At 43.7% G+C, this 19054-nt stretch carries 17 protein-coding genes and 1 pseudogene; 12 read left to right on the top strand and 6 right to left on the bottom strand.

The features are described 5' to 3' along the window. Nucleotides 1–75: 75 nt before the first annotated feature. Together ACBP55_RS35260 and ACBP55_RS35255 are read right to left on the bottom strand one after the other, a co-directional pair. Nucleotides 76–1273: pseudogene (locus tag ACBP55_RS35260) on the bottom strand (MFS transporter). 133 nt (nucleotides 1274–1406) lie between these two features. Next, nucleotides 1407–1688, bottom strand: a complete 282-nt coding sequence (locus tag ACBP55_RS35255; protein WP_464648303.1) for an ArsR/SmtB family transcription factor — start codon at nucleotides 1686–1688, stop codon at nucleotides 1407–1409. 542 nt (nucleotides 1689–2230) lie between these two features. On the opposite strand from ACBP55_RS35255, the gene ACBP55_RS35250 reads away from it, so the two are divergent. The 4 genes from ACBP55_RS35250 to ACBP55_RS35235 all read left to right on the top strand — a co-directional run bounded on the left by ACBP55_RS35250 (nucleotide 2231) and on the right by ACBP55_RS35235 (nucleotide 7577). Further along, the gene (locus ACBP55_RS35250; protein ID WP_464648302.1) at nucleotides 2231–4906 is read left to right on the top strand and encodes a YhgE/Pip family protein; all 2676 of its coding nucleotides are present in this window, start codon (nucleotides 2231–2233) and stop codon (nucleotides 4904–4906) included. Between the two features lie 69 nt (nucleotides 4907–4975). Next, complete coding sequence (locus ACBP55_RS35245) at nucleotides 4976–5518, top strand: hypothetical protein (RefSeq protein WP_464648301.1); 543 nt, start codon at nucleotides 4976–4978, stop codon at nucleotides 5516–5518. Between the two features lie 206 nt (nucleotides 5519–5724). Next, a complete protein-coding gene (locus tag ACBP55_RS35240) occupies nucleotides 5725–6399 on the top strand; it encodes a phosphatase PAP2 family protein (protein WP_464648300.1) in 675 nt (224 codons plus the stop codon). Then, nucleotides 6396–7577 carry an MGDG synthase family glycosyltransferase gene (locus ACBP55_RS35235; protein ID WP_464648299.1) on the top strand — a complete coding sequence of 394 codons (1182 nt, stop codon included), beginning with the start codon at nucleotides 6396–6398 and terminating at the stop codon, nucleotides 7575–7577. The genes ACBP55_RS35240 and ACBP55_RS35235 overlap by 4 nt, the downstream gene beginning before the upstream one ends. A gap of 418 nt (nucleotides 7578–7995) precedes the next feature. Here the strand turns inward: ACBP55_RS35235 and ACBP55_RS35230 are convergent, their stop codons facing one another. The 4 genes from ACBP55_RS35230 to ACBP55_RS35215 all read right to left on the bottom strand — a co-directional run bounded on the left by ACBP55_RS35230 (nucleotide 7996) and on the right by ACBP55_RS35215 (nucleotide 12028). Next, nucleotides 7996–8904 (bottom strand): ArsR/SmtB family transcription factor, encoded by a 909-nt coding sequence (locus ACBP55_RS35230; RefSeq protein WP_464648298.1) that lies wholly within the window; start codon nucleotides 8902–8904, stop codon nucleotides 7996–7998. A gap of 603 nt (nucleotides 8905–9507) precedes the next feature. Then, complete coding sequence (locus ACBP55_RS35225) at nucleotides 9508–10173, bottom strand: hypothetical protein (RefSeq protein WP_464648297.1); 666 nt, start codon at nucleotides 10171–10173, stop codon at nucleotides 9508–9510. A 116-nt stretch (nucleotides 10174–10289) separates the two neighbouring features. Beyond that, nucleotides 10290–11309 carry a LacI family DNA-binding transcriptional regulator gene (locus ACBP55_RS35220; protein WP_464648296.1) on the bottom strand — a complete coding sequence of 340 codons (1020 nt, stop codon included), beginning with the start codon at nucleotides 11307–11309 and terminating at the stop codon, nucleotides 10290–10292. A 131-nt stretch (nucleotides 11310–11440) separates the two neighbouring features. Continuing rightward, on the bottom strand, nucleotides 11441–12028 hold the full coding sequence (locus ACBP55_RS35215) for a P-loop nucleotide/nucleoside kinase family protein (protein ID WP_464648295.1): 588 nt from the start codon (nucleotides 12026–12028) through the stop codon (nucleotides 11441–11443). Between the two features lie 199 nt (nucleotides 12029–12227). On the opposite strand from ACBP55_RS35215, the gene ACBP55_RS35210 reads away from it, so the two are divergent. The 8 genes from ACBP55_RS35210 to ACBP55_RS35175 all read left to right on the top strand — a co-directional run bounded on the left by ACBP55_RS35210 (nucleotide 12228) and on the right by ACBP55_RS35175 (nucleotide 19053). Continuing rightward, nucleotides 12228–13466, top strand: a complete 1239-nt coding sequence (locus ACBP55_RS35210; protein ID WP_464648294.1) for a serine hydrolase domain-containing protein — start codon at nucleotides 12228–12230, stop codon at nucleotides 13464–13466. 298 nt (nucleotides 13467–13764) lie between these two features. After that, nucleotides 13765–14304: an NUDIX domain-containing protein gene (locus ACBP55_RS35205; protein ID WP_464648293.1), complete on the top strand. Its 540-nt coding sequence runs from the start codon at nucleotides 13765–13767 to the stop codon at nucleotides 14302–14304. Nucleotides 14305–14351: 47 nt separating this feature from the next. After that, the gene (locus ACBP55_RS35200) at nucleotides 14352–14534 is read left to right on the top strand and encodes a hypothetical protein (RefSeq protein WP_464648292.1); all 183 of its coding nucleotides are present in this window, start codon (nucleotides 14352–14354) and stop codon (nucleotides 14532–14534) included. After that, complete coding sequence (locus ACBP55_RS35195; RefSeq protein WP_464648291.1) at nucleotides 14522–14815, top strand: type II toxin-antitoxin system RelE/ParE family toxin; 294 nt, start codon at nucleotides 14522–14524, stop codon at nucleotides 14813–14815. Before ACBP55_RS35200 ends, ACBP55_RS35195 begins: the two co-directional genes overlap by 13 nt. A 297-nt stretch (nucleotides 14816–15112) precedes the next feature. Further along, nucleotides 15113–15445, top strand: coding sequence for a DUF3024 domain-containing protein (locus ACBP55_RS35190; protein WP_464648290.1), 333 nt, complete (start codon nucleotides 15113–15115; stop codon nucleotides 15443–15445). Between the two features lie 26 nt (nucleotides 15446–15471). Continuing rightward, on the top strand, nucleotides 15472–15924 hold the full coding sequence (locus ACBP55_RS35185) for a DUF4362 domain-containing protein (RefSeq protein WP_464648289.1): 453 nt from the start codon (nucleotides 15472–15474) through the stop codon (nucleotides 15922–15924). 105 nt (nucleotides 15925–16029) lie between these two features. After that, nucleotides 16030–17475, top strand: coding sequence for a DEAD/DEAH box helicase (locus ACBP55_RS35180; RefSeq protein WP_464648288.1), 1446 nt, complete (start codon nucleotides 16030–16032; stop codon nucleotides 17473–17475). Between the two features lie 633 nt (nucleotides 17476–18108). Continuing rightward, a complete protein-coding gene (locus ACBP55_RS35175) occupies nucleotides 18109–19053 on the top strand; it encodes a carbohydrate ABC transporter permease (protein ID WP_464648287.1) in 945 nt (314 codons plus the stop codon). The last annotated feature ends 1 nt before the right edge of the window (nucleotide 19054 follow it).

The following is a 19054-nucleotide window of genomic DNA, read 5'->3' as shown; positions in this document are numbered from 1 at the left end:
AAAGGATAATCCATAGCTCCATTAGAGCCGGATTATCCTTTTTTGTCTTTTTCCAATGCCGCCATTAGATAGTTCTTATGCTCTTTGCAACGGCTCAACTGAAGATTCAGCAATAGATTTGCTTCCTGCTCTGGATCGTCTGAAAGATAAGATCGTAATACCCACTGCAATTCCAACGCCAATCGCTCCGATCCAAGTCACAGACGCCAAAGATATTTGTCCAACTACAACGCCGCCAACGCCGGCACCGGCAGCCATAGCAAGCTGCATAACCGAGCTGTTCAGACTGAGCATAATACCTGATGATTCAGGAGCTAAGGTAACCAAATTATATTGTTGAGTAGGTCCGGACGACCAAGCTGCGAATGACCATAAGATAAGCAATGGAAATACAACACTTGGTGAGTGCGCGGCTAAAGTTAATAAAATAAGGGTTATAACATGTAACAGCATGCCCGATGTTAGCGTTCGACGAACTCCCCAGCGATCCGCGCTGTAGCCTCCGAGTTTGGAGCCAATCAGGCTGGCAATACCGAATGCAAACAAGGCGGTACTTAATGTTTTCTCGCCCATACCAGTAATCGTTAAAAGATAAGGCGAAATATACGTATAGGCAATGGAATAGCCGCCCAGCCAAAAGAAACTAACCAACAAGGCCATAGCTATTTTTGGGTTTTTCAAAAGAGCCAATTGTTTACGCAGCGGTATAGCCGCCTCTCCCTGTAGAGATGGAATTGTTAGGGCGATAACGACCATCGCAAGCAGACCCAGGGCGCCGATTCCGCCAAACACCATTTTCCAATCGTATGAAGCGGCAATCATTCTACCCAGCGGGACTCCGACGATCAAGGAGGCAGTGAAGCCCATGATGACAGTTGCGATCGCACTGGCCTGTCTACCTTGAGGGGCGATCATAGCCGCGATACTCAATGCGGTGACAACGACGACCCCGGCTCCAAGAGCCATCAAAACTCGAGCGCTAACGAACAGTCCGAATCCCGGCATGACAAAAGCCAAACCATTAGCGAGGACGAACAAACCAAGAGCATAAAGGAGCAGTTTACGCCGGTCCCGACCCGGAAGTTAAGGCCATGATGATCGGAGTGCCGATCGCGTAGATGAGTGAGAAAACAGTAATCAGTTGGCCGGCAGCCACCAATGAAATATCCATCGAGCTCGAAATTTTATCCAGAATTCCCGCTATAATGAATTCCGATGTTCCAACTAAAAAACTAAGAAGTGCTAAAATGTAAATTCTCCATGTTTTTGACATTTTGAAAACCTCTTTCATTTAAATTTTTATATTTCTAGATATATTGGAATATGGGGTAAAAAATAATACTTTGTCGCAGATGCGAGAATATATTTTTATGTTTCTAAATATGTCGAAATATAAAACAAAAAAATTAATCGAGCAAATAGGGTACGAATTTTTTGGCATTTTCCCAATTCACGCTGAAGTAAACGAACGTTCCTTTTTTTTGAGAGTCAAGCAGTCCGCAGTCTGTTAATTGTTTCAAATGATGAGACAGTGTGGATAACGCCACTGATTCCAAACGGTTTTCCAGTTCTGCGGGGCATAAATTACTTTCTTTGATCAGCATCTCAAAAATTTTGTAGCGAGTAGGTTCGCCTAACGCTTTATGAACTTTCACCGCTTGCTTGGCTTCCAAACTGACATCAACCATCGTAGATTGCTCCTTTCTGTTGTTTCTATATTCATCGAAATAAGGATAGCATGCCTCTGTAAAAAAGTAAATACCTGCGTGTTGCCCTGTACACCGCGCTGTGGGTTTATGTGCGAATAACTCAAATTTGTGATGATTCTTCACATAGCCTCCCTCTTTTCATCGATTAAAAAGGCTCTTTTTGCGGAAATTCTGCTTATTCCCACCCTCGTCTTTCAACCTGCTTTCTGACCTCTGATCTTTGTCCCTCTTTTTATCGACTCCAACTGACCTTATTAAACTTATCCACAAAGATACCCACAATATCAACATGTCCACAGAGCAGGTTGTGTATAATAAAACGGACATGCTATACACATATCCACAGGGCAACTTACCCACAGCCATTACGGCTTCTAAGATTGGAGAACTACTTCAGACGGATTCCATTTCGTGTGTTCTCGATATTCTTTTATATAGTCTTTTCTTATATGGCAAATAAGTGTATGGTATCTTAGGTGCAAGGTAACATTAACCATATCGTTGAAAGTTGTGGAGGTATTATGAAGAAAATTTTGAGCATTTATTTAACGGATCTTCGGAACTTGTGGAAAGTGCCCACGGGTCTTTTTCTTATGATTGCACTAGCTATTTTGCCGTCTGTATATGCTTGGATTAACCTAGAGGCGATGTGGGATCCTTATGCGAATACGTCTGGTATCAAAATTGCTGTAACAAGCAAAGACCAGGGGGCCGTTGTCCAAGAGAAAGCTATTAATATCGGTAATGAAGTTGTGGATAATTTGAAAAATAATCATTCCTTGGGTTGGACATTTGTGAACGAGCAGGAGGCTCTGGACGGTGTTGAAAAAGGGGATTATTACGCAAGTTTGATCATTCCGGACGATTTTTCGCGAAAAATAACAAGTATTGTGGATGGATCGATGGAAAAGCCGGAGATTTTATACACGGTAAATGAGAAAATCAATGCGGTTGCTCCCAAAATTACGAGTAAAGGCGCTTCCAGCGTGACTGCGCAAATCAGCGAAAATTTTATTAAAACGGTGAGCACGTCAATTTTAACGCGAATGAAAGCGTTGGGTATCGATTTGGAGAAAGAGCTTCCGACGATTCGGAATATGGAGTCAAGGATCTTTGAGTTGGAAAAGCGTATGCCGGAAATTACGGCTATGGGCGATAAAGCGCTTGAGATCGAGCAGAAGCTGCCCGAAATCAAGGAAAAGGGGCAGAAAATCGTCGAGCTCGAGAAACGGATTCCCGAAATGGATCGGGCTGGAGATACGGTTCTAAAGATTGAAGAGCGTTGGCCAAAGATTGAAGCTGCTGCGCAAGAAGTGCTGGTCATTCAACAAAAGCTGCCGGAAATCCAGAAGGCCGCTGATCGTATTGCAGAACTTGATCAGAACTTCGGCAAGGTCGAAGAGGCTCTCAACACAGCGATTGATAAATCACGCAAGGCGGACGAAATTGTTACCGCGGCCTTAAACACCCTGCCTAAAATAGAGGCTATTGCTGCGCAGGGTGGTGCATTTGCAACTCAATTGAGCAGCTTTCTACAAAATAATGATGCGGCGTTCCAAGCGCTTATCCCTGTCGTGAAGCAGAATTTGATATTGCTTCAGCAGACAGCGGATGCTGTAACTCAGCTTACTGGCTTGCTCCAGGATGCTAATCTTGACCCGCAGAAAGCTTTGGCTGCTATAGGTTTGCTCACGGATCGCCTTACTACGGGCGTGGCTGTCATCGACCGAACAGTCGATTTGCTTACACGCTTGAACACCTACTTGCCGAATGGTCCGCTTACCGATTCGATAAACCGTTTGAACAGTGTCAAATCCAATTTCAATAACCAACTTCAAACGTTAAGCAAGATCCAAGCGGCCATTCAGCGCGGGGAAAAGCCAGCGAAAGATCTTGTGGATAATTTGAACACGTTGTCCAAAGAGGCGAGCAGCGCAATAGGCAATATCTTGTCGCGTTACGATTCGGAAATTGTTCCGAACATCACCAAGGCACTGGGACAATTGAAGTCTATCGCCCAAAACTCAGCAACTGTGCTGCAGACATTGCAGTCCCAACTGCCGAACATCAAAGAGATCTTAGTGGACGCGCAGAGCGGCATTCATTTCGCGCAAGCTCAGCTCGATGTGCTGCAAAAGGATCTGCCGAATATTCACGCCAAGGTACATGAAGCGTCAACAACTCTTCAGACCAAAATGAACGAGTTCACCAACGCGATCAATGAAGCCGCGCCGTTCGTTCGTAATGATCTCCCCAAAGTCGAGCAAAAGCTGCATGAGGCAGCAAATTTTGTGCGCAATGATTTACCGGCGGCTGAGGATGAAATTCGCAAATTATCTGATCTGTACCAGACGAAATTTCCAGAGGTAGAGAGTGCTGTCCATCTAGCGGCCAACCTTGTGCGCAATGATCTGCCGGCCTTTGAGGCGGCTGTCCGCAAGGCCGCGGATCAAATCCGTAAGGTGGAAGGCGGGGGCAGTATCGAAGAGATTCTGCGACTGCTGCAGAATGATATTCAAAAGCAAAGCGATTTCCTCGCGAATCCTGTGTTGATTAAAGAGGATAGGCGTTTTCCCATTCCGAACTATGGGTCGGCGATGTCGCCCTTTTATACAACGCTTGCCTTGTGGGTAGGAGCTATGCTGCTTGTTTCGATGATGAGAGTGGATGTGGATAACCCGGACGGCCTGCTCAAGCCGCACCATGTCTACTTTGGACGTATGCTCATCTTCCTGACGGTTGGATGTCTCCAAGCCATCATCGTCACGCTCGGCGATATGTATCTTTTGGGCACATATGTTGTGGATAAGTTTTGGTTCATTATCTTTGCCATTCTCATCAGCAAAGTGTTCATAACCATCACGTACACACTAGTCTCCGTATTCGGGAACATAGGTAAAGGGATAGCGATCATTTTCCTTGTACTTCAGTTCTCCAGCTCCGGAGGCACTTTTCCGGTTAGTACAGCATCGCCTTTTTTCCAAAAGCTGAACCCGCTCGTGCCGTTCACTTATGCAGTAGGTGTCATGCGCGAGGCGGTTGGTGGTATGCTGCTCTCCGTGGTGCTTAAGGATGTGTTCTTCCTCTGCGTGTTCATTGCGATTTGCTATGTCATTGCTCTAGCACTGAAAAAGCCGCTCAGCGGCTATACTAAGAAAGTTGCGGAGAAGGCAAAGCAGACAAAGCTGATTTCTTGAAGAAAGTTATGTAGAATTTTGCAACAATTACCAACTGGGCGCGTCTTTAGTTATAAAGGCGGTGTTAGTATGAATAAGCTAATCATATGGATTGTTCTTCTTGTTTTTCTTTTTCCCGCAAATACCTATGCGCTATCCTGTGCGCAAATGCCATCGATGGATCAGGGTTATGACCGATATGACGGTGTATTGATAGGTCTTGTTGAGGGGGTTGTTCGCAAAAAGAGTAGTAATCAAATTCAAGTAACTGTCGTAAAAAGCTTTAAAGGTATTGAAGAACATACAATTAAAGTGGACGAGGACATCACATGGGGATCACTTAACGGGCCGAGTGAGAAGGGGGTGCACTATCTCTTTTTCCTAAAAAAGAATGGGAATGATTGGGTAAACCCGCTGTGCTCACCGTCCAAAAAGCTTGCTGACGCTTCCAAAGAGCTCGACTACTTGAAAGATAAAGAGATCCCGTTGAAAGAGGCTGAAGCTGCAAACGGATCTTTCATAGGAGACAATGCGTCCAAGCATTGGACTGTAATCGCCATCTTAGTTGGCTTGATTGGGGCTATCTTAGTTAGAATTCTACGTTATAAGAAGCGATCTAACAGAAATAAATAAGCATTCCCTTATCTCACTAGCCTTTCAGACTTGTGCATAGTCACAGGTCTTTTCTGTACATTTTCCCTTTTCGCAAAATAGAACTTAGACTTTGGTCTAGGTTTTTTCGCGACCTTTGGCTAACGAAAGACAGTACCTTAGTGCGTTAAGAAGTTGGGGGATCTCTTTTATAATGAAGATAACGTAAAGGAGAGCGAGGAATTGATGTGAAAAAAACTTCGTGGTGGTCATATATAATGGCATGCAGCGGCTTGCTATTGATCCCCCTAGTGGGTCTCATCTACATTCATTTGAATCAGGCGGACGGGGTGGCTTACAGCTTAGTTACTGATTTGGATCGGCAAATTCCGTTTATGAAGAGCTTCGTTATTCCTTATCTGTCTTGGTACGGGTTTCTGTTGGTTGGGTTTTTATATTTGGCTTATAAGGATCGCAGCATGTACTATAAAACACTTTTTCAGTTCATAATGGGTCTGCTCTTGTGTTACGGGGTATATGCTATATATCAGACGACTGTTCCTCGGCCGGAGCTAACCGGAAACGATTGGCTGCTGCGGATGGTACAGTGGGTGTATCGCTCAGATCAACCGTTTAACTGTTTTCCAAGTACACATGTGTTAACTTCGTATTTAATGATGAAAGCTTATTTAAGATCAACAGCTATATCTTGGCCCTATAAAATAATGGCTACGAGCATGTCATTGCTCATTATTGTATCGACGCTGTTCATGAAGCAGCATGTTCTACTGGACATTTTGGGGGCAGTCCTGGTTTCTGAAGGAGTTGTGTACGTCGTGGAACGTTTTAGAAATGGTTTGCTGAAAGAATCGGTGGCTGTGAATACGCAGCAGCGAAAGTTCGAAGGGGGACTTAGAAGATGAAACATAGGGACAAACTATTAATCCTGACAGGCAGCCTAGGGGACGGGCATAATAAAGCAGCGCAGGCGATTCTGGAAGCTGCACGGTTTTATAAACCGGATGTGGATGTGAAAGTGGTTGATTTCTTGGAGTGGACGCATCCTTACCTGCATTCAGTGGGCAAATACTGCTATATGCAGTGGGTGAAAAGTCTGCCATCGGTTTACGGGTATTTGTACCGCAAGACGCGAGAGGATAATACATTGTCTCATATGTTTAAAAAGATGAAATCGTTCAGCACCGATAGGATGCTGGAGCTGCTGCAAGAAGAGGAGCCGACGGAAGTGGTGTGTACCTTTCCAGGGGCTGCCGCGGCGATGTCGTATTTAAAATGTAACGGCTTGACCACGGTGCCAACTGTGACAGTGATGACCGATTATACGGATCACAGTTACTGGGTTCATCCCGGTACGGATCGTTATCTCGTTGGTGCTGAGCACGTGAAGCAATCGCTTCTGCGTTACCGGATTCCGGAGCAGCGTATTGTGGTGACGGGTATTCCGATTCGAATGCCTTTCACACAAACGTATGATCGCAATGAGCTCCGTGATAAGCATGGTTTACAGCGTGATATGCCTACCGTGTTGGTGATGGGCGGCGGGCATGGCTTGATCGGCAAGCAGTTCAAGTCTGTGCTGCAATCAGACGATTTGGCAGTGCCGGTGCAGTTTGTGTTCGTATGCGGACGCAATGAGAAGCTGAAGCAGCAGCTAGAGGAAGAGCTGGGCGGCGAGAAAACGCGTCATCGCGTGATGGTAACAGGCTTCGTGGATCATGTCCACGAGCTGATGGCTTTATCCGATCTGATCGTGACGAAGCCGGGAGGACTCACCGTATCCGAGGCGCTCGCGCTCGAGCTACCGATGATGCTGTACAAGCCGATACCTGGACAAGAGCAGGATAATGCGGCATTTCTTGTTGGTCTTGGAGCAGCAATTGAAGTGAAGAATGCGGGTGAGCTGAAAAGACAATTGCTTGAGGTTATCGCCAACCAGTCTTTGCTGGTGAAACTTAAGAAGAATGCTAAGCTTAGTCAGCAGAACCAAGATGCTCTTCACACGCTGAATGCGATATTGGATACTCACCATCATTTCATCCCTGCACTAGATGGCCTGCAGCTAGCCTATGCAAATGTGTGATAAGTTGGATCATCAACCATCGATGTAAAGTTAGCTTTGTTTTTGGAGCTCGTTTCTCCCTCTTTTTCCCCTTCGAAAAGCACCGTACTTTAGCTCAAATTGTACAGGTGCTTTTTTGTTGTCAAGTTTGGTGTCAATATGGGGAGGTGCAGATTTATTTTGAAATAAATCTGTGGATGGGGGGTTTGCTTGACATTTTATTTTTGTCAATTTAAGTGGGGAGCCCAGTGGAAATTGGCCGACATTTAATTGTCGCTACTACTTGCGACTCGCCGGTTGTGCCAAGGCTGGCACTACGGCTAGTACCGGGTCGAGCCCCTCGGCCGGCCCCCGGCGAGCCCCAGTGCCGGCCTCTCGGCCAGCGACCCTACCTTTCGCCCCGCGCTGCGACCTACGGGGGCTCATTAGCTATTTGGCCCTACTTGTCCTCATGCATTGTAACTACGATGTCTTGCTCATAATTTCCAAATTGCTTGCCGAATAAAGTAATGCCGCCGCAGTTTGTGGAGTCTTCTAAGGATGCAATTCGAAAATGGATGTCTTTTGCGAAAGAAATATGTAAGTCTTGGATGGTGACGTCAGAAATCTTCGTTCCGTCCAAGAAAGAGCCTTGCGGATTGACGGTGATGATTTTCAAAAGACCGTGCTGAGTGAAACCATTTCCCCACCAATCCGGGGATAGGACACCTCTTTGCTTGCCAAAATCCCCAGGACTCGTCCATTGACCTAGGAGAGTTTCGTTGATAAAGAAAGAAATATCGGATGGCCAATTCTCGTTAAATCCCGGGGCCTCAGAACAGATTTCAAAAGAAATTTCCATCGAGCGAAGCTTCTGATTGCTGTGAAAAAAGTTAGGGATTCTATATTCGACATAGCCACTCCCGAACCAAAGGATGCCTGCATGCACATGTTGGGGATCAGAAAAATATCTGGGGTCATCAATGACGCCGATGATTTGCGTAGGCGAAGCCAGACCGCACGTAGGTTTCACCTCAAAGGATGAGTATTGGCCAACCGGAATTGATATCGTATTCGTCGGATGTTCATACGGCTTCTTTGCTTTGAACTGAAGCATCGCTTGCTCGAGCTGCAGATAACATACTTTCTGTGTCCCGCGGACACCGGTCATACTTTCGGACGTCACAATTCCGGCTTGTTCTAGCTTCTGGATATGCTTAGTCACGATGGCAGATGAAATCTCCAGCCGCTGTGATAATTGTTTAATGTTCAAAGGTTCTTCACCCAGCAGCTCAATAATTTTCACGCGGGTTTCCGAAGAGAAACATTCTAAGAAGTACATATTTTTGGTAGAAACCTCAATTTGCATAGTGGAACCTCATTCTAATGTTTTTATTCATTGTATAACTTGTAAGTTAATTAAACAATGTTAAAACAGTGTTCGTACACATGTTTTGCTCAACTTGCACAGCATTGTTGTACTTTGTGAATCGTAGCAGGGCTACAGAAGCGTAATTCTCAACTCCGATCCCAGGCTAATGGCCGCTCCAATTGGTGCAGTTCGACTAATGGTTGCTCAAATGGCGCATATCAGACTATGAATATCCCTAACCAGCCGAATTGTTGTATTTCGTGCAACAATACGGCGGTTTTTTTGGACAAATTGGCTTTTTGTTGTACCGCGTACAACAATTTGATGCGAATCGCTCAGATATAGGTGTTTTGAGCTCAAATTGTTGTACGAAATACAACAATAGCAGGCCAAAGCGGCGTTAGCTAGAGATATTGTTGCACAAAATACAACTTGGACTGATATAAACTTGTGGATCCTCCAATCGGAGGGTACCCAACTGCTGCTGGATGCCCAACTGCTAGATGCCAAGTAAACTTGCCACGATTTGATGCATGTCTGGAAAGTGGTTGCTCGATACTGATTGTCCCCAACTAAACGATAAGGCATCAACCCATACCATTAAATCAAATTCTGCCAAGCACCTTCCTTCAACTCATAGTAACAGGCATATTTGTCGCGCGTTATGGATCGCAGGATGCCCTTTTCGACTAAACCGTATAGCCATTTGCGTGCTGTCCGAAAATTTACATCACAATGCAGGGTGATATCCTTAGGGCGAATTGGCTTCCCTAGGTTTATGGCTAACCTGAGGACTTCCTTTTCTTCTGGAGAAATAGAAGTGGTTGCTAAATTGCGGAGGAGATGAGGTCCGATGACCAGCTGCAGCAGCATCCGGCAGACCTCGGGCAGGTTCTGGATATCATCGAAGGAGAAATGAATCATGGTCCAACCCATTCCTGTGAGGAACGTATCTCGGTTCAGAGCGTAACTGAATTTCTCGCGGTCCATGTCTTTGATATGGCTTTGATAGCCATCGCACTCAATTCCAAAACGACCAAATGGAGTGAGGAACGCAAAGTCGAGGAATTGTGATTTGCGATTCCAGTCGAAGATCTCATATTCCGGATGCAGGTTGTCGAAGTTTCCGAATAGCGGCCACCACACCAGTTGGAGCAGCAACTTTTCCGCATAATTGTGTCCCCTCATTAAACGCCCCTTTCTTTCACCGCTTCTGCGAGCATGATGGTTTTCTATGAACGATTGATGTGCCTGTTCAAATGGCATTTGGCAATTGCCTCCTTATAAAAGAATAAAAAAACGCCCTTGCGCCACAGGGCTCAAGGACGTTCTTCGTCTAACGAAATTATAACATTAGCAGGTAGATAGTGGAATTGAAAATATTACCTTTCTCCCAACATTTTACAAGAATCACGCTCAATGAGTTCTCCATAGATGGAAACCTTCGCAGGGCTTCCGCCGAAGTCAATTTTGCGAATGAGAAAATCCACGGCTTCATAGCCGAGCTTTTCCCGCTGCACTTGGATCGTCGTTAGACGAGGCGCAATAAGTTGAGCCGCTTCAATGTCGCCAAACCCAACAACAGAAATATCCTCCGGTACCTTGTAGCCTTTGGATATTAGGATTTGAATGAAGGAAATCGCAATGCGATCATCTGCACAAAACCAAGCTGTCGGCATGGAAGTCATCGCATCGAGATGATCTGCTAACTGGGTGGGGGTGGAATTTAGCTCCTCCAGTGGTGAGGGATTGATGATATTGTGATTCATATCGATTGCCAGCTCTGCATCGGACATGGCATTTTGGTATCCGGACCAGCGTTCTTTGAAGCTCTTCGACTTACTGATCGCACCGATAAATCCAATCTGCTTGTGCCCTTTGTCGATAAGATGGGAGACGATTTTGTAAGCCTCTTCGGCATTCGCTGTCACAACGGCGTCAAGCTGTAAGCTATCGTAATAATGATCCACTGTGACGAGGGGAATTCCCAAGTCAAAAAGCATTCGAACATAGTTAAGGTGAAGGACACCAACTAGGAGCATGCCTTGAAAATCTATTTCATGATAAAGCTCCGGCAGGATGAGTTGATCCTCCATCTCTTGTGTAACACCGCAGATAATGGCGTTGTAGCCATGTTCTTTGGCTCTTTTTTCAATGGACCAGAACACTTCGTAGTAGAAAATTTTATTATTACGAATGTTTTCAGGGATTAAGACGAGCAGGTTCCCGCGTTTCTTTTTCGTTTTCGAATCTGTCCGGTAGTTCAACTGATTAGCTGCTTCAAAAATACGAAAGCGCAATTCTTCACTGACGCCAGCTTTATTATTAAGGGCCAAGGAGACGGCATTCTTGGAAATGCCCAACTTATCCGCGATGTCTTGCATGGAGGTTTTCGAGTTCATTTTATGTATGGCCCCTTGAGAAGTATGTAGATCCTATTTGTATTTTATATTTATAAAAGTATTTTGTAAAGTGATGTGAATTTACAAAATACTTTACACGAAAATATTGTCAATGTTGTTGTTTGGATCTTTTAGCTTCTTAAAATGAAATTCTCAAGATCATCTAGCTTTACAGATGAAAGCGGTCCTGAATTATCGAAATAAAGAATGGAAGAGGGATCAATTAGCCATTTGATTTCCCTGCGAACGAGCGACTGGCTGAAATGCTTCCAGTTGTCCAGCTTCCAAACATCCAAAGCGGAGCCTCTTGTCCGTATACGTTCTTGGTAGGCTTCCTCGCTTGGTAAATAGACAAAAACAGCCCTAACGCACACATCGTTAATCGTAGCGCCAACGTTTGAAAGCTCCTTTTCCAGCCAAAACGGATCAGCAAGTTCTTTGGTAAAAGGTCCGACTACAATGGCATCCAAGCCTAGTTCGAGATTCTCGAGTGCCGCGTCCATCGTTATGCGGTAGCCTAAATCGCGACAGAATTTCTTGTATGTGGGGGAATCCCGGTCGTTCGGGTCTTGTCCTGCAAGGGTCATGATCGCTTCAGCCGCGGGTCGGAGCAGCGTATCCATGTCCAGAAAAGCTCCGCCGTGTTTATGTGCCCATGCTTTGGCAAGTGTCGTTTTCCCTGCACCGGCAGGACCTATGAAAAATATGAGTTTTCGCATGCCTAACCTCCGAATAAAGTTTCCTTTTAAGGGGATTTGTACGAATATTGTAACATATGGGGCTTAAATCACATGAAATTCAGCAAACGTTCAGCTAATATTAAGGTTCTATTAAGGTTTAAGCCATATTTAGTTCACACTTATCATGTAAAATACATAGCACAGGGGGCTAAAAACCATACTGGAAGGAAAGATAGAGATGAAAAATAATAATAAAAATAAACCACTTGTCGGAAGTGGAAATAAAACAGCGGCCCTTTCTTTGTCAGCGTCTGGAACCCAAAATAAACAAGTTCATTTTTTGAACAAATCGATTCCACAAATGACTATCAATTCGGATAGTATTTCTTCAAATAAGACTAATGATTGGCCTACTCAAGGTTGGAAAACGTCTACGCCTGAGGCGCAGGGGATGAACTCGGCTGCACTGGCCAAGATGCTCGAGGTTTTTCGCGACCAGCAGGTACATAGTGTGGCGGTGATTCGTAACGGGCATTTGGTTGCGGAAGCCTATAATGAGAGTACTCAAGCAGACTTGCCGCAGGATGTGAAGTCCGTGACCAAAAGCGTGACGTCCGCATTGATCGGTATTGCGTTGTCTGAGCGTAAGCTGATCAGTCTGGATCAGAGGCTTGCTTCTTTTTTTCCTGAACTAGAAAGTGATCCATTGAAATCAAAGATCATGTTAAAGCATTTGCTTTCCATGACCTCGGGGCTAGCGTGGAACAATGAAAATGAACAATCCTCAACCGAAATGATGTACTCATCGGACTGGGTGCAATATGTTCTGAAATGTCCGGCTAAGAACCAGCCTGGTGCAATGTTTAATTACAGCAATGGTGATGCGCATCTTCTGTCTGCTGTATTGCAAAAGGTAACAGGTGAGTCCATGTTTGACTATGCCAAATCCCGCTTATTCGAACCGCTGGGGATAACAGATGTAAACTGGAATCATGATCCTGAGGGCTGTACGATTGGGGCTTGGGCTATGGCTTTAACGTTAAGAGACATGGCCAAAATTGGCTATCTGTATTTGAAGGAAGGCCAATGGGAAGATAAGACCATTATGCCGAAGCCATGGATCCGGGAGTCGGTGACTAAGCGCATATTCCTCAATTATAGTAATGGTACACAAGGTGGTTACGGCTATTATTGGTGGTCCAAGCCATTGGCTCAAGGGCTAGTCAGAGGAAGCAAAAAGCAACATGAAGTGTTCTATGCATCTGGTTCAGGCGGAAGACGCATATTTGTTGTTCCTGATCTGCAATTAGTCGTTGCAGCTACAGCGCATTCAGCGGATGTGGACATGCCGGAACTACTGCTGAACCATGTAGTTGGGGCTATTCGATCGGATAAGCCGATTTCAGAGAATTCGGAAGCTTTTGCTGGGTTGGGTCAAGCTATTGAGGCTTTTAAGATGGGATTAGAGTTGGCGTAAAAGTATATAGAAATAATGAAGGAGCTGCCGTGGCAGCTCCTTTTTGCTTTGTAAATTAAGTGAGTGTAAGTGTGTGAATGTGCAGGGATATTTTGGAATTAATTGAATTAATAATTAGGGAAGTAAATGAATTTTTTGAAATTACTTGAATTGAGGATTTCTTGTTAATTGAGATTTATAGATCCTTCTCACTAGGATTATAAAATCCGTTCTCTATAGATTCATACATTGTTCTTGATGTCCCTGAAGACATAACACAATTCGGAAAACTTATAGGAAAATAAAGTAAATATTATTAATGGAGTTGATCATTTTGTCAGTAAATATAACGTACAAAATATATACAATGTGTATGATACAAGATGGAACTAGAGTTTTACTAATGAATAGACCAGACAAACTAGGGTTTCCAGGATACATAGCACCGGGAGGTAAGGTTGATTTTCCAGAGAGTATAGTTAATGGGGCAATTCGGGAAGTAAGAGAAGAGACCGGCTTAATTATTAAAGATATTATTTATAAAGGTCTAGAAGAATTTTGCGAACCTGATAAAGGACTAAGATATATGGTATTTAATTATTTAGCTACTTCATTTGAGGGAGATATACTCGAGAATCCTCCAGAAGGTAAGCTATTGTGGGTAGAAATCGAAGAAGCATTAAAGTTACCTATGCAAGATTGGTTTAAGCGAAGATTTCCTTTGTTCTTTGAAAAGGGAACGTTTGAATTGAGTTTTGTATGGGATGAGAAAAGCAATGTAACATTAAAAGAGACTATTAAGAGCTATGGTGTGGGTAAATATAACCCAAGAAGTATTAACACTTTAGAGATGAACTGAATTATAATTAAGTTATTATAATTTAATTTGTAAGGAGTGGCTCACAAATGAGTGTAAAAGATGAAGTAATTAAATTGATTCAAGAATTACCTGACACTGCTACTACTGAAGATATATTATATAAGCTATATGTAAGAGCAAGAATCGAAGAAGGTATTAAGGAATTAGATGAGGGAAAAGGGTTGTCTCATGAAGATGCTATGGATGAAATATCCAAATGGCTCAATTAATTTGGTCTCCTAGATCACTATCTGATCTACAAATAATACACGAATATATTCAGCAGGATTCACGTGAACGAGCTCGAGATTTTATTAACGAATTAATCAGAGCAACTTTGAATATTCCTGAGTTTCCACTCGCTGGGAGAATTGTATCCGAATTTAAAGATAGTAAAACCAGAGAGAAAATTTATAAAAATTACCGAATTATATACAGGTTATACGGAGAAAATGTAGAGTTAATCGCAATTTTACATCAGGCTAGAAGATTGAATAAACAAGAATTTTAAAGACATCATTGTGAGTAATATCAGGATGTCTTTTTATTTTGCAGGTAGACAAAGGTATGCAGCAGAAAACACCATCCTTACGCATTAATTGATGTCTCCTTATCTGCAGTTGCAGAGTTCAGTTTTTTTGATAACAGAGGATATTGTAAGCAGTCTAGATAGATTAAGTGATGATTATTATTTGGCAACTCAGGGGATTTACGGGGATAAGGATGAGGTAGTTCAAGAAGCGCTTGAATTTTTAAAGCAATATGACATATATTTTGAAGATAATCTTACATAATATGAGGTGGAACTATGTTTGACGAATTCACAAAGAAACGATTAGAAAACATTTTACAGGCATATATTGAGAAGAAGATACCCAAACATTTAAACAATCAGATTCGGATGGTGTATAAATTTAGAGGGAACAATGTGACACTCATTGAGGAAAGAGAACCCTATATCGGTACAGAATGGACGCAATATGATATTGCGCAGTTCAGATTAGAATCAAATGTATGGAAGGTCTATTGGACAGACAGCAGGGATAAGTGGCACTGGGTTGATCATATCGATCCCGATAGTAATTTTGAAAAACAACTACAATTAGTTGATCAGGACAATACAGGAGTGTTTTGGGGATAGAGCATTTAATAGAACCGAGGTAAACCATGAGGAGAATAATTTGTCTTATTCTTTCTGTATTTGTACTATCAGCCTGTAATACATACACACTTCAAGACGCAAAGAATAATGGGGATATTATTTTAGGTCATCTGGGGCCAATGAACTCTGAAAAAATTGATTCTTTTGTTGCTGATTTTGAAAAACAGAAAGCATCTAAACTTAGGATTACTAGTTACACAGACGAAGGGGATCCAATATTAAGTGATCTCTACTATGAAGGGAAGCAAATTAACTATACATTCGATAACTCAAGAGATAAACATGGTGGAAACCAAAAAGGGAAAGATAAAACATCGTGCAATAAAATTGAGAAGAGAAGTGTAACAAGAGAAGACAGTACAAAAGGAATAGAATATATCTTAACGGATTGTAAGGAGATTATTGGTTTTCATTCGGGCGATAAAAATGAAATTTTCTTAATGTTTAAAGATCAGTAATTGTCTTGGTCTGCTCCTCTCAAGCCCTCTTTTAGGGCTTTTTTTTGTTCCCGAGGCCGGATGTAGTAATATAGGAAGAACAGCAAGAAGAAGGGGAGTTTATTTGTGGGTATAAGAAGTTTTACGGATTATCAATTGAGCGAGGATATCATTCGCGCCCTGCACAGCCTTGGATACGAGCAGCCGACTGATGTGCAGAACGAAGTGATTCCTATCGCGCTTCAGGAGAAGGATCTCACCGTTAAGTCACGTACGGGAAGCGGGAAGACGGCGGCATTCGGCATACCGATTTGTGAATTGGTGGAGTGGGAAGAGAATAGGCCGCAGGCGTTGATTTTGACACCGACGAGAGAACTGGCCGACCAAGTGAAGCAGGATATCACGAATATCGGGAGATTCAAGCGGATTAAAGCGGTGGCTCTTTATGGGAAGCAGCCATTTGCCAAGCAGAAGATTGAACTGCACCAGAAGTGCCATGTGGTTGTTGGGACGCCGGGCCGCGTGCTGGACCATATTCAGAAAGGGACGCTGGATTTGGAGCGACTGAAGTATCTAGTCATCGATGAAGCGGATGAGATGCTTCGGATGGGCTTCATTGAGCAGGTAGGAGCGATTATTGATGAGCTGCCAACGGATCGGATGACGATGTTATTTTCGGCGACACTCCCGAATGATGTGGAACAATTATGCCATCAATACATGCATCACCCTATCGATATCGAGATTCAAACGCCGGAGGCATCCAAGGTTCAGATTGAGCATGCGATCATAACGGTTCGAGAAAACGATAAGTTTAATGTGCTTAAGGATGTCTTCGTGGTGGAGAATCCTGATAACTGCATCATTTTCTGCCGGACGCAAGAGCATGTCGACTACTTATATAGACAATTGGAGCAGCTAGATTATCCGTGCGATAAGATCCACGGGGGCATGGTGCAGGACGATCGGTTCCTGGTCATGAATGCTTTCAAAAGAGGGGAATTCCGTTTCTTAGTTGCCACGGATGTCGCGGCGCGAGGGATTGATGTGGAGGATATCACACATGTCATTAACTACGATCTTCCGCTTGAAAAAGAAAGCTATGTCCATCGAATCGGAAGAACGGGACGTGCGGGGAAGACGGGCAAGGCGATAACGTTTGTTACGCCAAATGAGGACAAGTTTCTAGCTGATATTGAAGGCTATCTGGGTTTTGAAATACCGAGAAAAGACGCTCCCGCGGCGGAAGAGGTTGCTCTTGGTCAACCGGCTTTTGATCAGAAAATGCAGGCCACACCTGTCATTAAGAGGGATAAAAGTGACCAACTGAACAAGGGAATTATGAAGCTCTATTTTAACGGTGGGAAAAAGAAAAAGATTCGAGCGGTAGACTTTGTGGGAACACTCGCCAAAATTGAAGGTGTGACGGCAGACGATATCGGTATTATTACGATTCAGGACAATGTGTCGTATGTGGATATTTTGAATGGTAAGGGCCCGCTGGTGCTCAAAATTATGAAGAATACGACGATTAAAGGCAAGCTGCTCAAGGTGCATGAAGCGAATAAGTAAGATCACGATCCGGTTAGCCTCTAGGGCTCATCGGATTTTTTGCCTTTTGTGGTTGACCACTGCCAGGCTGCGGTGCTAGAACGCACTCTCAGTATTCGCGCCAAGGGGAGGAGGGGGATTGGGAGGCCGAACCGGCAGTCTTTTCTCGGTCTATAGGAGCGAATGTTGTACAACGTACAACAATTTTGGACGTTTCACTGTCCACAAGCTGAAGATGTTGTATGCTGTACAACAATTCAACCGCATTTCCTTCAAAACAGCTGCTTTTGGAAGAAAATGTTGTATGTTCTGCAACAATCGCAGGGATAACGCGGATTACCCAGCTTAATGTTGTACAAAATACAATATTGCTTGCCAGAGCAGAATTGTTTTGATCAAATATGGCTTGGACCCCAAATGAGGGAGCCGACGATCTATTTACTTGATAATGGTTAAAATGTGCAACTTAACTTGCTTCGCATCAACCTAGACAAATGGCTCGTTTCTTTAGAACAGCGTAAGACATTTATCCTTGTATCCCGCCACATTTACATGCCCACAGGTTAAAATTTTACCCAAAGGGGTCAATTAATTGACTTACCGATCCTTCTCCACCAAGGTAGACTAGAGAAAACACGACATGGGGTGAATTTCATGGCTACCAAAATACATTCACAAGCAGGCACCATTCCATCCGTACAAGTGAAGCGGAAGCGGTCCATGCAGCAGGTGCGCGAGGATCTGGTCGGATACGCATTCGTCAGTCCCATGGTACTTGGATTATTTATTTTTACATTATTTCCAATTGTAGCGTCCTTTTTCCTCAGTTTTACGAATTGGAACTTTGTTGCCGGGTTTTCTAAAGTGAAATTTCTCGGCTTAGATAACTTTGTTAAGCTTTTGCATGACAGCGTTTTTCTTCTCTCACTCAAAAATAACCTGATTCTTATGATTGTAGTGCCGCTAACATTGATCTTTTCGCTCGTTCTGGCGGTCGTCATTGATAAGAAAATTCATTTTAAAGACCTATTTAAAGTCGTTTATTTCATTCCATATATCTCGAGTGTTGTTGCTGTAGCAATTGTGTTTCAGGTATTGTTCCACCCAACTTATGGACCGATTAATCAAATATTAATCGACTGGGGGGTAGCGAATCCGCCAAAATGGCTAGCTGATCCAGATTTCGCTTTATATTGTGTGATGGGTCTGATGATTTGGATCAGCATTGGGTATAACATGATTATCTTTATGGCCGGTTTGCAGTCGATTCCTAACGATCTGTACGAAGCCGCGGACATTGACGGAGCATCGAAGTTGAAGCAATTTTTCAGCATTACGGTGCCGCTCTTATCACCAACCACATTCTTCTTGCTCGTAACAGGCATTATCGGAACATTTAAAGCGTTCGACGTTATTTCCGTTCTCACCGGCGGTGGTCCAGCTAATTCCACCAGTGTAGTCGTCTATCGCTTGTATGAAACGGCTTTCGTAAATCTGCAATCTGGCTATGCCTCCGCGATGGCAATTGTGCTGCTGGTGTTTGTCCTTCTGATTACACTCGTACAGTGGTTTGGACAACGTAGATGGGTCAATTACTAGA

The organism is Paenibacillus sp. WG02, from assembly GCF_055396115.1.
Note: the sequence above shows the minus strand (reverse complement) of the source record. Positions and strands in the feature narration are given on the sequence as shown.

What these genes read in the sequence shown, in the direction of transcription:
- ACBP55_RS35255 (WP_464648303.1), bottom strand. Translation starts at nt 1,688, where the DNA reads ATGGTTGATGTCAGTTTGGAAGCCAAGCAAGCGGTGAAAGTTCATAAA.
- ACBP55_RS35235 (WP_464648299.1), top strand. Translation starts at nt 6,396, where the DNA reads ATGAAACATAGGGACAAACTATTAATCCTGACAGGCAGCCTAGGGGAC.
- ACBP55_RS35245 (WP_464648301.1), top strand. Translation starts at nt 4,976, where the DNA reads ATGAATAAGCTAATCATATGGATTGTTCTTCTTGTTTTTCTTTTTCCC.
- ACBP55_RS35190 (WP_464648290.1), top strand. Translation starts at nt 15,113, where the DNA reads ATGTTTGACGAATTCACAAAGAAACGATTAGAAAACATTTTACAGGCA.
- ACBP55_RS35250 (WP_464648302.1), top strand. Translation starts at nt 2,231, where the DNA reads ATGAAGAAAATTTTGAGCATTTATTTAACGGATCTTCGGAACTTGTGG.
- ACBP55_RS35175 (WP_464648287.1), top strand. Translation starts at nt 18,109, where the DNA reads ATGGCTACCAAAATACATTCACAAGCAGGCACCATTCCATCCGTACAA.
- ACBP55_RS35220 (WP_464648296.1), bottom strand. Translation starts at nt 11,309, where the DNA reads ATGAACTCGAAAACCTCCATGCAAGACATCGCGGATAAGTTGGGCATT.
- ACBP55_RS35215 (WP_464648295.1), bottom strand. Translation starts at nt 12,028, where the DNA reads ATGCGAAAACTCATATTTTTCATAGGTCCTGCCGGTGCAGGGAAAACG.
- ACBP55_RS35230 (WP_464648298.1), bottom strand. Translation starts at nt 8,904, where the DNA reads ATGCAAATTGAGGTTTCTACCAAAAATATGTACTTCTTAGAATGTTTC.
- ACBP55_RS35200 (WP_464648292.1), top strand. Translation starts at nt 14,352, where the DNA reads ATGAGTGTAAAAGATGAAGTAATTAAATTGATTCAAGAATTACCTGAC.
- ACBP55_RS35210 (WP_464648294.1), top strand. Translation starts at nt 12,228, where the DNA reads ATGAAAAATAATAATAAAAATAAACCACTTGTCGGAAGTGGAAATAAA.
- ACBP55_RS35225 (WP_464648297.1), bottom strand. Translation starts at nt 10,173, where the DNA reads ATGCCATTTGAACAGGCACATCAATCGTTCATAGAAAACCATCATGCT.
- ACBP55_RS35205 (WP_464648293.1), top strand. Translation starts at nt 13,765, where the DNA reads ATGGAGTTGATCATTTTGTCAGTAAATATAACGTACAAAATATATACA.
- ACBP55_RS35195 (WP_464648291.1), top strand. Translation starts at nt 14,522, where the DNA reads ATGGCTCAATTAATTTGGTCTCCTAGATCACTATCTGATCTACAAATA.
- ACBP55_RS35185 (WP_464648289.1), top strand. Translation starts at nt 15,472, where the DNA reads ATGAGGAGAATAATTTGTCTTATTCTTTCTGTATTTGTACTATCAGCC.